This is a genomic window from Methylobacterium sp. 001424705, from assembly GCF_059816145.1.
In genome coordinates this window covers 51,887-64,623 of sequence record NZ_JCBANU010000014.1, presented here as the reverse complement: position 1 = coordinate 64,623, position 12,737 = coordinate 51,887, and the positions used below count along the sequence as shown (strand labels likewise).

Here is a 12,737-nt window from a genome sequence, read left to right as displayed (position 1 = left end):
GTGGAATCCAGGCGGGCACCGGCCATGAATTTCGATCGTGACCGGGGTCCGGATTATCAAATCTTTAATCGATCAATCTACAGTCTAGATCGTCTTTCAGGCCTGTTGTGTTCTGATCGCCGCAGACACGACAGCATTTTAGGCGCTCTTATCAAGCAATGTCGATCAAGCTGAAGTGGATATTGATTTCGATCATCGGTTCTGTCATCGCCGCCCTGGTGGTTCAGGGCGGGATAGCGATGAAGAGCTTGGAGAAAATCCGGGCAAATTCCACGCAAATCTCTACGGTATGGATGCCAAGCGTGCGGAGCTTGGGCGAGATCAAGTTCACGTTGACGAATCTACGCCTTGTCGATGCGCGCTATGTCATGGGGCAGGATTCGGCGGCTTCGCTCGAAACGCTCAACGCGGCGCGCGAGAAAGCGGTCGAAACCGCCCTGAAGGCTCATCAGTCGTACATCGCCGCCCCTGAGGAACGGGTGATCGCCGAAGACATCGCCAAGCGCTACGCCGCGTATGACGAGGTCCGCGGCGGGTTTCTGGCCTCGTTCAGGGCCGGTGACCAGAGCGCGATGGTTGACGCGTTCGAGATGACGCGGCCGGCTTACATGGAACTGATGAAGGTCATCGACGACGATGTCGCCTACAACGACCATGGGGCCGCCGCGGCGGAGGCCGCCTCGAAGATCGACTACGCGAACGCCTTCTGGCTCACGGTCGCGGTGGGCGGCGTCTCGCTCCTGATCGGCGTTTGCGGCGCGGTGTTCGTCCTCTTCGGCGTGACGCGTCCGATCGCTCGGATCACCGGTGCGATGCAGGCGGTCGCGGGGGGCGATCTGGCGCGGGACATCCCCTATTCCGGCCGCCGCAACGAGATCGGCGCGATGGCCTCGGCCCTTTCGGTCTTCCGCGACAACCTCCTGGAGACCGAGACCCTCCGCCAGCAGCAGAAGACGAGCGACTTGGCGGCGGAGGAGCGGCGCCGGCTGGGGATGCACCAGATGGCCGATCATTTCGAGACGGCCGTGAGCGGCATCATCACCCGGGTGACCAGCGCCGCCACGGAGCTTCAGGCCACGGCCCAGAGCATGGCCGGCACCGCGACCGAGACCGCCAGCCAATCCACCACCGTGGCCGCCGCCGCGGAGGAGGCCGCCTCCAACGTCAACACCGTGGCGGCGGCCACGGAGGAGCTCGGCTCGTCCGTGCAGGAGATCGGACGCCAGGTCGACGGCTCGGCCCAGCTCGCGCAACGCGCCGTGGTCGAAGCGGAGCGGACGGCCACCCTGGTGCAGGATCTCAGCACGGCCGCGACCAGGATCGGCGACGTGGTGGCGATGATCTCGACCATCGCGGGCCAGACCAACCTTCTGGCCCTCAACGCCACCATCGAGGCGGCCCGCGCGGGCGAGGCGGGCCGCGGCTTCGCGGTGGTGGCGGCGGAGGTCAAGGAGCTCGCCAACCAGACCGCCCGGGCCACCGAGGAGATCGGAACCCAGATCGGTCAGATCCAGGGCTCGACCGGACAGGCGGTCTCGGCCATCGGCAGCATCACCGACCGCATCCGGGAGATCAGCGGCGTGTCGACCACCGTCGCGGTGGCGGTGGAGGAGCAGGGGGCGGCCACCCGGGAGATCGTCCGCAACGTCTCGCAGGCGGCGGTCGGCACCGAACTGGTGACCTCCAACATCGTGAGCGTAGCGGGGGCCGCCGAGGAGACCGGCGCCGCGGCCGCCCAGGTGCTGTCCTCCGCCAGCGAACTCTCGCGCCAGTCCGAGCATCTCGGCGCCGAGGTCGCCCGCTTCCTCGCCACCGTCCGGGCAGCCTGAGCAGCCCGACCAGTGCCTCCGAGGGCACCGGGCGGCCTCGGGGACATCCGGCGCCGACTGCCATGGCGGGCGCCGGTGCGGTTTCCCCATCGTCGGCCCAGCCTATATACCCGCCTCGGCAGCGCGGGCCCTCGGGGCTCCGCTGCCTTCGGCTCCCGTTCGCGAGGGGCCGGTGGCCGGGCGAGATCATCCGCTGCGGCGTGTCACGGCTTCCGGACCGACTCCGCAGGAGCATTCATGGACGAGGCGAGCGAGCGGTTGATCGAGGCCGGAACCCCGGCCTTCCGCCGCACCGCTATCGCGCTGGGGGCCGCCGGGTTCTCCACCTTCGCGGTGCTCTACGGCGTGCAGCCGCTGCTGCCCATCTTCGCCGACGACTTCGCGGTCTCTCCGGCCGAGAGCAGCCTCGCCCTGTCGCTGCCCTGCGCCATGCTGGCGATCGCGCTCCTGGTGGTCAGCCCCCTCTCGGAAGTCTGGGGCCGCAAGCCCATCATGGTGGCCTCGCTGTTCGCCTCGGCGCTCCTCACCATCGTCGCGGTCCTGGTGCCGAGCTGGCACGGCTTCCTCGCCCTGCGGGCGCTCACGGGGCTCGCCGCCTCCGGCCTGCCGGCCGTGGCGATGGCCTATCTCGGCGAGGAGATGCACGGGCGTGCCATCGGCCTCTCGATGGGGCTGCTCATCGGCGGGAACGCGGCGGGCGGCATGGTCGGTCGCCTGCTCACCGGCATCATCGCCGACCATGCCTCCTGGCGCTGGGGCCTCGGCACCATCGGCGTGCTGGCGCTCCTCGCCGCCATCGCCTTCGTCTACCTGCTGCCGGATTCGCGGCGCTTCCGGGCGAACCGGATGCGCTGGCGCGAGGTGCCGGGCACCTTCGGTCAGCACTTCCGCGATCCCGGTCTGCCCTGGTTGTTCGCCGAAGCGTTCCTGCTGATGGGCGGCTTCGTCTGCATCTACAACTACATCGGCTTTCGCCTGCTCGATCCGCCCTTCTCCCTCAGCCAGAGCGCCATCGGGGCGATCTTCGTCGTCTACCTGTTCGGGACCGTCTCCTCGGCGCTGACCGGCGAGATCGCGAGCCGGCTCGGGCGGCGCAAGGTGCTGTGGCTCGCCATCCTCCTGGGCCTCGCGGGCGTGACCCTGACGCTCTCCGCCCATCTCGGCCTGATCATCCTCGGCATCGTCCTTGTCACTGTGGGCTTCTTCGGCGCGCATTCCGTGGCCAGCAGCTGGGTTGGGCGCCGGGCCCTGCGCGACCGGGCCCAGGCCTCGTCGATCTACCTGTGCCTGTATTATCTCGGCTCCTCGGTGCTCGGCACCGCCGGGGGCTGGTTCTTCGCCCATGCGGGCTGGGTCGGCGTGGTGGCGTTCTTCGCGATCCTCTACGGCCTCGCGCTGGCGATCGCCCTGCGGCTGGCGCGCCTGCCGCCCCTCGTCCAGGCCGATGGCTGACACCCGTCCCCGGTTTGCCGGCGGGGCCTCGCGCGTCCCTGATCCGAAACCGCGATGGGATGCCTCGCGCGTCCCTGATCCGAAACCGCGAGGGGATGCCTCGCGCGTCCCTGATCCGAAACCGTATGACGGACGCCGCTCCGTGCCTTATGAGGGGGCCCCTGCCCAGGGAGCCTTCCGGGGGCGCCCACCAGACGAAAGCAGTCCGAAAGACCCATGACCGATCTCCTCGAGACGATTCGCCGGACGCTCGTGCCGATCCACAAGGAGGGCTATCCCTTCATCGTCATCGGCATCGTGCTGACGGTGATCGGCGCTTACTTCGCGCAGTTCCTCGGCTGGATCTTCCTGATCCTGACCCTATGGGTCTGCTACTTCTTCCGCGACCCCGAGCGGATCACTCCCGTGGGCGACGGCCTCGTGGTCTCGCCGGCGGACGGGCGGGTGAACCTCATCTCGACGGTGCTGCCCCCGCCGGAGCTCGACCTGCCGCAGGAGCCGATGCTGCGCATCTCGGTCTTCATGAACGTGTTCGACTGCCACGTGAATCGCGTGCCGGTGACGGGTCGGATCGGGCAGATCCACTACACGCCGGGCCTGTTCCTCAACGCCGAGCTCGACAAGGCCAGCGACGACAACGAGCGCAACGGCCTCGTCATGGAGACGACCCACAAGGGCGCGCCCCTGCGCATCGGCGTGGTGCAGATCGCCGGGCTGGTGGCGCGCCGCATCGTCGGCTGGGTCCACGCCAACGACACTCTGAACGTCGGCGAGCGCTTCGGCCTCATCCGCTTCGGCTCGCGCGTCGACGTCTACCTTCCGGTCGGCACTCGCGTGCTCGTCGGCCTCGGCCAGAAGGCCGTGGCGGGCGAGACCGTGCTCGCTGATCTCGGCGGCGGGCCCGAGCGCACGTTCCGGCGCATCTGAGGGGTTCCCATGGACGACCTGTTCCCGCCCTTCGCCCCCGATGCCAACGAGCCCCGGCCGCGCCGATTCAAGCCGGTGCCGTTCCGGATGATCGCACCGAACATGATCACCCTGATGGCGCTCTGCCTCGGGCTGACGGCGATCCGCTTGGCCTTCGAGGGCAAGTTCGAGCCCGCGGTGATCTCAATCGTGGCCGCTGCCTTCCTCGACGGCATCGACGGACGCGTGGCCCGGATGCTCAAGGGCACCTCGCGCTTCGGGGCGGAGCTCGACTCCCTGGCGGACTTCGTCAATTTCGGCTGTGCGCCGGCGCTGATCCTGTACGGGTTCGCCCTGAAGGAGCTGCGCTCGGTCGGCTGGATCGTCGCGCTGATCTTCGCCATCGCCATGGCGCTGCGGCTCGCCCGCTTCAACGCGATGCTGGACGATCCCAACCGCCCGGCCTGGAAGAAGGACTTCTTCGTCGGCATGCCGGCACCCGCCGGGGCGCTCACCGCGATGCTGCCGCTCTACCTCAACTTCCTCGGCCTGCCGATGGAGCACTGGGCGGCCCCCGTGGTGTTGGGCTACATGCTCTGCATCGCCCTGCTGGTGGTCTCCACCGTGCCGACCTTCTCGGGCAAGACCATGGGCAAGCGCGTGCCCCGGGACTGGGTGCTGCCGATCTTCCTCGTGGTGGTGGCGGCCTTCGGCCTGTTCATCAGCTTCCCGTTCGAGGCGATGGTGGCGCTGGCGCTCGGCTACCTCATCACCCTGCCGATCGGGGCGGCGCAGTATCGCCGCCGCGCCAAGGCGGAGGGGCAGGGCTCCGCCGCGCTCGCTGCGGCCGACGATCTCTCCGAACGGGCGAGGCCGGCCCACGATCGGGCCGTGGACAGCTGACGCAGGGCGCTGTCGCTCCCGGGTTGTCATCGTCTAAGTTGATCGCGGCCCGGAAGCTTCGTCCGGGCACGAAGCATGCGGGGGCGGGTCGATGCTCGAGGAGTTCAAGAAGTTCGCGTTGCGCGGCAACGTCGTCGACCTCGCCGTCGGCGTGATCATCGGTGCCGCCTTCGGAGCCATCGTGACCTCGGCGGTGCAGGACCTGTTCATGCCGATGATCGGCGCGATCACCGGCGGTCTCGACTTCTCGAACTACTACATCGCGCTGTCATCGAGCGTGCAGAAGGGTGCGGCCTATGTCGACGCGAAGAAACAGGGCGCGGTGATCGGCTACGGCCAGTTCATCACCGTGGCGCTCAACTTCCTCATCGTGGCCTTCGTGCTGTTCCTCGTGATCCGGGCGATGAACCGCCTCGTGAGCAAGGAGGAGGCCAAGCCCGAGGCCGTGGCCGAAGTGCCGGCCGACGTGAAGCTTCTCTCCGAGATCCGCGACATCCTGGCGACCAGGTCGAGGGTCTGACGATCTAGGGGGCTTCGTCGGGCTTCGGGGCCGCCCCGAGGTCGCCGAGCAGGCCCTCGAGGGCCTGCTCGACCGCGACCGTGCCCTCCTCGTGGGTCTTCAGCCGTACCTCAAGCCGCTTCAGCTGGGGGGCGAAAGCCTCCGGGGCGGCCGGATCGCCGAGATAGTCCGGGACGGTCTCGCCGGTGGTGAACACCGTCCGCAGCTGTTGGCCGAGATGATCGCGGACCGGCTCGGGAAGGGCCGGGTCGAGCGTGGAATCGTCTGCCATTGTCTGGGTATCCCTCGCGTCCATCGACAAATTCGTACCCACGCGACGCGTACCGGGAAGAGTAACGGCCGAGATCGTCAAGTGTTGCACCGGTCATCGTCCGAAGGCCACCGGGCGAGGGCGGAGATGAACTGGTCCGAACAGAAAAAGGCCTCCGGCGAGGGCGTCGCCGGAGGCCTCGATCAATCCCCGCGCCGAGGGCGCGGCGGAAATCCTTAGTCGATCACTTCGACGATGCGGTGGCTGCGGTCGACCAGCACCGGACGCTCGTTGACGATGGTGTAGCGGGCGCCGCGGGCGTTGTACTCGGCGGGGACATCGTAATAGGTCACGCCCGAGTTTGGCAGCACGGCGCCGACGCGGACGTCGCCGTTGTAGTCGTAGGACGAGCGACGCTCGCGGGTGACGTACTGACGGAAGCGGGGACGGTCATCGACGCCGAGGATGCCGCCGACCGTGCCGGTCGCCGCACCGACCGCGCCGCCGACGATCGCTCCGACCGGGCCGGCCGCATCCGCACCCTCTTGGGCGCCGCGCTCGGCGCCGCGTACCAGGCCCTGCGCCTGGGCGGCCATGGGCAGGCTGAGGGCGATCGCGGAAGCGGCGAGAAGGGTCTTGAAGTTCATCGTGAAGCTCCTGAACGAGGATCCCGCGACGCTGTGAAGCGCTGCCGGGTTCAGGGCAGTAACGTCCAACTCCCGGAAGGGATGCGTCGAAAGTTCCGAGACCGAACGGAGCGGAGGGCCTTGTCCGCCGCGCCGGCGGCCGCGGCCGGACCCCTTACGGGCCGGCGGTCGCGGGCTGCCGGGATCGGGCTTCCCCGGGCGGGATCAGGCTTCCTTGGGCATGGCCGACTGGATCAGCCGATCCGAGCTCAGGTCCTCCTCGTCGTAGCCCAGGAGCTCGGCGAGGCGCCCGCGGGCCCGGCTGACGCGGCTCTTCACGGTGCCGACCTTGCAGCCCATGATGGCCGCGGCCTCCTCGTAGGAGACGCCCTCGGCGCCGACGAGCACCAGTGCCTCGCGCTGGTCCGGCGGCAGCTTGCCCAGAGCCGTCTGCAGGTCCTCGACGTCGAGGCGGTCGCCCTGGTGCGGGGCGGTGGCGAGGCGGGCGGCGTAGGAGCCGTCCTGGTCCTCGACCTCGCGCACGCGCTTGCGGTGGTCCGAGTAGAAGATGTTGCGCAGGATCGTGAACAGCCAGGCGTTCAGGTTGGTGCCCGGCTGGAAGCGGGCGCGGTGCTGCCAGCCCTTCAGCAGGGTGTCCTGCACGAGGTCGTCGGAGCGGGCCGGGTTGCTCGTCAGCGACAGGGCGAAGGCGCGCAGGGACGGCACGGCCGCCAGCAGGCCGTTGCGGAACTCGGGCTCGATCGCCTCGCCGCGCGCCTTGAGGGCGGCCTCCAGCTGCGCGATGAGTTCGGCGAAGCGGGTCGGCTGTTCGTCCGCGGGCAGGCGGTCGTAGACCGTGCGCAGGTGCTCGCCCAGATGGGTCCGGATGTTCGAGGACAGGTTCGGCCGGCCATCGGCAGAGGCCGACAGGGCGTCGGGGGCGGTGTCGGTCACGTCGCGTGTCATGGCTCGTCGTAATCTGGGGCGGTCAGGTTTCGTGTCGGCCCGAGGCGTCCGAGAAGCACCCGCGTGGTCAACTGATGTCGGGCGTTGTAGCGCATCTGGGCCGGCCACGCATCCCGCCGGACAACCGTGGCGGTTCTGCGCCGCGCCGCATCAACAGCCGCAGGGGGACGGGACCCGGTCCGGGCGCGGGATCGCCTTGGCGGAGGCCCCCTTGGACGAGCCTCCCGGGGCATTGGCCGGCTTGAGGGTGCGCACCACGCCGTCGCGCAGGGAGAGCACGTGGCCGCGCTCCACGTCGGTCCAGCACTCGTCGCGGGTGAGGGCCTTCGTGGCGATCACCGTGACGACATCCTTCGCGCCGGTCTCCTGCGCGAAATCGACCCGCCAGTCCTCGTCCACCAGGGTCGCGGTGCCGAAGGGGGCACGGCGGGTCAGGTAGCACAGGCGCTTGCCGCAATGGGCGTAGAGGGTGCGGCTGTCCGACAGCAGCATGTTGAAGACGCCGAGGCCGTGCAGGGCCGCGCACAGGTCCGCCACGGCCCGGTCGATGCGGACCGGGCTCGGCAGGTCGGGCCAGCGCTGCTGGAGCTGGTCGAGCATCCAGCAGAAGGCGTGCTCGCTGTCCGTGGAACCGACCGGCTTGAACCAGGTCAGGGGCCACTTCTTCACGCCCTTGAGCTGGCCATTATGCGCGAAGGTCCAGCGTCGGCCCCACAATTCGCGGCTGAAGGGATGGGTGTTCTCGAGGTTGACCCGGCCGCGATTGGCCTTGCGCACGTGGGCGATGACGATGCGGCTCTTGATCGGCGTCCGGCGCAAGAGCCGGGCGAGCTCCGACTGCGCGCTCGGTTCCGGCTCGTGGAAGGCGCGGGCGCCGCGTCCCTCGTAGAAGCTGATGCCCCAGCCGTCGGCATGCGGGCCGGTCTCGCCCCCGCGCCGCGCCAGGGCGGCGAAGGAGAAGCGGATATCCGTGGGCACGTTCGCGCTCATGCCGAGCAGTTCGCACATGGAGGTTCGGGCGACTTCGCGAGGGACGGAGGGAGGACGTTGCGGGGCGGCGGACCCCTGGGGGCGCCGAGCGACCCACTCTAGAGGATTTTCCCGCCCGCGGGAGCCGGTAATCCGCCTGAAACGTCCGGAGTGCGCGCTGGGTCCGCGCCGCCGGCGTGGCGCCGGGCGATGATCGGGAACGGCGGCGGAGAAGGGCAGCGGAGAAGGGCGGTCCGGCCCGCCGAGGTGCGCCCCCGCGCTTTCGCCGCCGGGGACGATCCTCTAAGCCGCTCCCCGGGCCCCTTTCCGGGGCGTCGTGGACAGGGTGCCGATGGACCGCGATCCGATCGCCTTCACCTGGCGGACCGCGCGGCGGGAGCATGCCGCCGCGGTCGGGCTGGCGCTCGGTCTCGGCGGACCCCTCGCGCTGCTGGCACTCCTGTGCCTGCGGGATCTCGTCGGCGTGCAGGTGCACGACACCGATCCCACGGGACCGTTCCTGCGGATCGCCGCGGCCCTGCCCTGGCGTCCCGCCGCCGAGGGACCCTTCGTGGCCTTCGCGGGCTGGATCCTGCCCCACGACGAACTCGTGCGCGCGGCCTTCCTGGGGCTCGCGGCGGCGGCCCTCGCCTCGGCCGGCCTCGGCTGGGCCGTGGCGCGCCTGTGCTTCCATGCCCAGACCCGGACGGTGGCGGCCCTGCAGGGGCGGGTCACCGAGGCGATCCTGCGCGCGCCGCCCGGCGCCCGCGACGAGGCCCGCGCCCTGGCCCAGGCCATGGGAGACCTCCTCGCCCGCCTCGACACGCTGTTCGGCCTGGCGATCCTGGTCCCGGCGCTGGCGGTCGGCGGCACCGTCCTCGCCCTGGTCCTCGCCGGCCTCGCCGCGCCGCGCCTCGTGGCCACGGTCGCCGCCGGGCTCCTGGCCGCCGGCCTCGCCCGGGCGCTGATCCAGCGGCGGATGCAGGACCGGGCCGCCCTGCGCCTCCGGGCCGGCGGGGCCGCCGGGCGGGCTCTCGCCGACCTGATCCGCCGCATGCCGGCGGTGCGGGCGCACGGGGCCGCCGCCTTCGAGCGCGAGCGCCTCGCGGCCAAGGGCGCCAGCACCCGCGACGCCCTCGCGGCCTCGGAATCCGCCCTGGCCTATGCCCGCGCGCCCTCCATGGCGCTGGCGATCCTGCTGCCCGCGATCGTCGTGGCGGTGGCGCTGTGGCGCGGCCACGACGGCACCACCGAGCCGGTGGAGCCCGGGGCGCTGCTGGCCGCCGCCGGTGGTTTCGCCCTCGCGGTGGTCGCCCTCACCGTGACCCTGCGGATGGCGAGCCTGCATCGCATCCTCGCCGGCCCGTTCCGCGACGTCGCCGTCGCCGTGCCGGCCCTCGAGGGCCGTGCCCCGGCCCGCCCCGGCACGGTGACGGCCCTGCCGGAGGCGGGCGCCCTGGTGGCGCAGGGGGTCGGGGCCTACGATCCCGCCACCGGCGAGCGGCTGGCCGGCGTGGACGCCGCCCTGCCGATGCCCGGCCACGTCGCCATCCTGGGCGAGCGCGGCAGCGGCAGCCGGGTGCTCGCCGCGATCCTGGCCGGGCAGCTCGAACCCTCCGCCGGCGCGGTCACCTACGGCGGCATCGACCTGCGCGCCTTCGAGCCGGAGGAGCGGGCCCGGCGCATCGCCCTGGCGGGGGCCGAGGCCATTCTCATCGAAGGGTCCCTGCGCCAGAACATCCTCTACGGCGCCTCCGGGACCCCCGATCCCGACGACCTCATCGCCACCCTGCGGATCACCGGCCTCGACGCCTTCGCGTATGCACGCGGCCTGGAGGGCACGGTCGATCCGGCGGCCGAGCCGGAGATCGCCCGTGCCGTGGTGGCCGCCCGCCACGCGGTCCGCGACACGCTCGCCGCCGACAAGGCCGGCCGCCTGGTGGAGCCCTTCGATCCGGCCCGCTACAACCATCAGGCCACGGTGGGCGAGAACATCCTCTTCGGCGAGGCGGTGGGGCCGGCCTTCGCCTCCGACCACATCGCGGCGCACCCGTATCTCCGCGCCGTCCTGGAGGCGGAGGGCCTCAGTCGCCCTCTCACGGAGATCGGTCTCCAGGTCGCCCGCAGCCTCGTGGAGATCTTCGCCGACCTGCCCGACGATCATCCGCTGTTCGAGACGTTCTCGCTGTTCCCGGCCGCCGAGCGGGGCTTCTTCGAGGATCTCGTCGGCCGCCAGCCCGAGGCCAAGGGCTGGCGCCGCGGCCCGGCCGGCCAGCGCGACCGCAAGCGCCTGATCGGCCTCGCCCTGCGCTACAGCGAGACGCGGCACCGCTTCGGCCTCATCGACGCCGCCTTCGAGGAGCGGCTGGTGGAGGCCCGCCGCTCCTTCGCACGCCTGATGCCCGCCAACCTGCGGGGAACGGTCGAGTTCTACGATCCGGCCCGGCTCACCGCCGCCGCGAGTCTGGAGGAGAACATCCTGTTCGGCCGCATCAACGGCGAGGAGGCCGGCGCCGAGGCCCGGGTGCGGGCCCTGGTGCGCCGGGTGCTCGCCGACGAGGGCCTGGAACCGGCCGTCTACCGTCTCGGCCTCGAGAGCCGGGTCGAGCCCGGCCTCGCCGGGGGCGGCGCCAGCCTCGGCGAGAACGCTATCGGCCCGCGCGAGCGCATCGCCATCGACCTCGCCCGCTGCCTCGTGCGCCGGCCGGACATCGTCGTCATCGCCATCGCCCTGGAGGACCGGAAGGGCGACGAGATCCGCGCCCGCCTGGCGGCCCTGCGGGCGGCCCGGGCCGGCCGCGGACTCATCGTCTGCCTGCCGGATGCCGAGGCCCTGGCCGGGGTCGAGCCCTTCGACGCGGTGCTGCGCATCGAGCGCAACACGGTGCTGGCTGCCTGATCGCGGGTGAGAACCCGGGACTTCTCCGGCTTTCCGGGGGCTTCCCCTATTGCCGCCCCATTGGGATGCGATAGGCAGGAGGGCGTGCATCGTGCACGGGCGTCCGCCCGCCAGCGGACGGGTCGCTCTTCAGGACCACGCATGGTCTTCCTGTCCCGGGGCCCGCTCCGCCGTGCGGCGTCGGCCCTTCTCGCTCTCGCGACGCCGATCCTGGCCCTCGGCGCCGTGATGGCGGCGTCGCCGGCCGCGGCCGAGCCGTCCAAGGCCTTCGCGCCGATTCCGGCCGCCACCCTGGCCCTCATGCAGGCGCGGGGCACCACGGCGGCGGCCCCGGTGCTGTTCCGGGCCTACAAGAAGGAATCCGAGATCGAGGTCTGGAAGCGGGCCGGCAGCGGCCGCTTCGTCCACGTGAAGACCTTCCCGATCTGCCGCTGGTCGGGCCAGCTTGGCCCCAAGCGCAAGAGCGGCGACCGCCAGACCCCCGAGGGGTTCTACACGGTGCCGCAGCGCCAGATGAACCCGAATTCGCGCTACTACCTCTCCTTCGACGTCGGCTACCCCAATGCCTATGACCGGGCCCACGGCTCCACCGGTTCGGCCGTGATGGTGCACGGGGTCTGCTCGTCGATGGGCTGCTTTGCCATGACGGACCAGGTGGTGGGCGAGATCTACGCCATCGCCCGGGAGGCCTTCGCCGGCGGTCAATCCGCCTTCCAGTTCCAGTCCTTCCCGTTCCGGATGACGGCCGCGAACATGGCCCGGCACCGGGCCGATCCGAACATCGATTTCTGGCGCCAGCTCAAAGAGGGCGCCGATCGATTCGACGCCCTTGGCGAGGAGCCGGCCGTCAGCGTGGTCGGCGGTCGCTACGCCTTCGCCCCCGCGAAGGATCCGGCCAAGGAGGCCCAAGTCGTCGCCTATCGCGGGGCCGAGGAGGCGCGCATCGCCACCTTGGTGGAGGAGGGGAGCGCGGCCGTGCGCACCACCTATTCCGACGGGGCGCAGCATCCGTTCTGGGCGGCGCTCGCCGCCAAGGGGGCCTCCCTCGGCGACGTGAGCCGGCCGGAAGCCCTCGCGTATGCGGGCCAGGAGGTGGTGGTCATCGCGGCCCGGCCACGCCCGGTCCCCGTGGCCGAGGCGGTGTGGTCGCGCTGGATCGCGCCGGACTCGCCGCTCTCGCGAACCCGGATGCCGGGCTTCGTCCCGGCTTATGAGCGCATGGCGCCGCTCTTCGCGCCCCTGGCGACGGCCGCCCTCGGGACGGAGGCTTATCCTGTCGCTTGGCCGCGCCTGGTTCGCTTCGGCCTGTCGGGCATCCTGCCGGTGCCCGGTCCGGCCCGGGGCACCCTCGACGTCCTGGCGCAGCGGTGAGTGGGCCGGTGGCCGGGTCGACACAGTTCGCCGGCGAAGTTCCGGG

At 71.0% G+C, this 12,737-nt stretch carries 11 protein-coding genes; 7 read left to right on the top strand and 4 right to left on the bottom strand.

Translation table 11 applies throughout. The features are described 5' to 3' along the window. Positions 1 to 158 precede the first annotated feature (158 nt). The 5 genes from AC6EUL_RS12395 (at position 159) to mscL (ending at position 5,610) form a co-directional block, all read left to right on the top strand. Entirely contained in the window at positions 159 to 1,829 is a 1,671-nt protein-coding gene (locus AC6EUL_RS12395; protein ID WP_499870357.1) for a methyl-accepting chemotaxis protein, read from the top strand. Positions 1,830 to 2,066: 237 nt separating this feature from the next. Further along, entirely contained in the window at positions 2,067 to 3,281 is a 1,215-nt protein-coding gene (locus tag AC6EUL_RS12390; protein WP_499870355.1) for an MFS transporter, read from the top strand. A 216-nt stretch (positions 3,282 to 3,497) separates the two neighbouring features. After that, positions 3,498 to 4,208, top strand: coding sequence for a phosphatidylserine decarboxylase (locus tag AC6EUL_RS12385; RefSeq protein ID WP_056211700.1), 711 nt, complete (start codon positions 3,498 to 3,500; stop codon positions 4,206 to 4,208). A 9-nt stretch (positions 4,209 to 4,217) separates the two neighbouring features. Further along, positions 4,218 to 5,090 (top strand): CDP-alcohol phosphatidyltransferase family protein, encoded by an 873-nt coding sequence (locus AC6EUL_RS12380; RefSeq protein WP_056211702.1) that lies wholly within the window; start codon positions 4,218 to 4,220, stop codon positions 5,088 to 5,090. A gap of 91 nt (positions 5,091 to 5,181) precedes the next feature. Next, positions 5,182 to 5,610 (top strand): large conductance mechanosensitive channel protein MscL, encoded by a 429-nt coding sequence (mscL, locus tag AC6EUL_RS12375; protein ID WP_056276087.1) that lies wholly within the window; start codon positions 5,182 to 5,184, stop codon positions 5,608 to 5,610. Positions 5,611 to 5,614: 4 nt separating this feature from the next. Here mscL and AC6EUL_RS12370 read toward each other — a convergent pair whose 3' ends face one another. The 4 genes from AC6EUL_RS12370 to AC6EUL_RS12355 all read right to left on the bottom strand — a co-directional run bounded on the left by AC6EUL_RS12370 (position 5,615) and on the right by AC6EUL_RS12355 (position 8,460). Next, positions 5,615 to 5,881, bottom strand: coding sequence for a hypothetical protein (locus tag AC6EUL_RS12370; RefSeq protein WP_200917582.1), 267 nt, complete (start codon positions 5,879 to 5,881; stop codon positions 5,615 to 5,617). A 215-nt stretch (positions 5,882 to 6,096) separates the two neighbouring features. Further along, positions 6,097 to 6,507 (bottom strand): DUF1236 domain-containing protein, encoded by a 411-nt coding sequence (locus AC6EUL_RS12365; protein WP_056276085.1) that lies wholly within the window; start codon positions 6,505 to 6,507, stop codon positions 6,097 to 6,099. Between the two features lie 204 nt (positions 6,508 to 6,711). Further along, positions 6,712 to 7,452: a sigma-70 family RNA polymerase sigma factor gene (locus tag AC6EUL_RS12360; protein ID WP_056211709.1), complete on the bottom strand. Its 741-nt coding sequence runs from the start codon at positions 7,450 to 7,452 to the stop codon at positions 6,712 to 6,714. Positions 7,453 to 7,602: 150 nt separating this feature from the next. Then, positions 7,603 to 8,460, bottom strand: a complete 858-nt coding sequence (locus AC6EUL_RS12355; protein WP_056381939.1) for a class II glutamine amidotransferase — start codon at positions 8,458 to 8,460, stop codon at positions 7,603 to 7,605. Positions 8,461 to 8,773: 313 nt separating this feature from the next. Between AC6EUL_RS12355 and AC6EUL_RS12350 the strand changes: the two genes are divergently transcribed. Both AC6EUL_RS12350 and AC6EUL_RS12345 read left to right on the top strand, forming a co-directional pair. Next, positions 8,774 to 11,320 (top strand): ABC transporter transmembrane domain-containing protein, encoded by a 2,547-nt coding sequence (locus AC6EUL_RS12350; RefSeq protein WP_499870350.1) that lies wholly within the window; start codon positions 8,774 to 8,776, stop codon positions 11,318 to 11,320. 141 nt (positions 11,321 to 11,461) lie between these two features. Beyond that, complete coding sequence (locus AC6EUL_RS12345) at positions 11,462 to 12,691, top strand: L,D-transpeptidase family protein (RefSeq protein WP_499870348.1); 1,230 nt, start codon at positions 11,462 to 11,464, stop codon at positions 12,689 to 12,691. Positions 12,692 to 12,737: the final 46 nt, after the last annotated feature.

What these genes read in the sequence shown, in the direction of transcription:
- AC6EUL_RS12385 (WP_056211700.1), top strand. Translation starts at nt 3,498, where the DNA reads ATGACCGATCTCCTCGAGACGATTCGCCGGACGCTCGTGCCGATCCAC.
- AC6EUL_RS12345 (WP_499870348.1), top strand. Translation starts at nt 11,462, where the DNA reads ATGGTCTTCCTGTCCCGGGGCCCGCTCCGCCGTGCGGCGTCGGCCCTT.
- AC6EUL_RS12390 (WP_499870355.1), top strand. Translation starts at nt 2,067, where the DNA reads ATGGACGAGGCGAGCGAGCGGTTGATCGAGGCCGGAACCCCGGCCTTC.
- AC6EUL_RS12365 (WP_056276085.1), bottom strand. Translation starts at nt 6,507, where the DNA reads ATGAACTTCAAGACCCTTCTCGCCGCTTCCGCGATCGCCCTCAGCCTG.
- AC6EUL_RS12395 (WP_499870357.1), top strand. Translation starts at nt 159, where the DNA reads ATGTCGATCAAGCTGAAGTGGATATTGATTTCGATCATCGGTTCTGTC.
- AC6EUL_RS12350 (WP_499870350.1), top strand. Translation starts at nt 8,774, where the DNA reads ATGGACCGCGATCCGATCGCCTTCACCTGGCGGACCGCGCGGCGGGAG.
- AC6EUL_RS12380 (WP_056211702.1), top strand. Translation starts at nt 4,218, where the DNA reads ATGGACGACCTGTTCCCGCCCTTCGCCCCCGATGCCAACGAGCCCCGG.
- AC6EUL_RS12370 (WP_200917582.1), bottom strand. Translation starts at nt 5,881, where the DNA reads ATGGCAGACGATTCCACGCTCGACCCGGCCCTTCCCGAGCCGGTCCGC.
- mscL (WP_056276087.1), top strand. Translation starts at nt 5,182, where the DNA reads ATGCTCGAGGAGTTCAAGAAGTTCGCGTTGCGCGGCAACGTCGTCGAC.
- AC6EUL_RS12355 (WP_056381939.1), bottom strand. Translation starts at nt 8,460, where the DNA reads ATGTGCGAACTGCTCGGCATGAGCGCGAACGTGCCCACGGATATCCGC.
- AC6EUL_RS12360 (WP_056211709.1), bottom strand. Translation starts at nt 7,452, where the DNA reads ATGACACGCGACGTGACCGACACCGCCCCCGACGCCCTGTCGGCCTCT.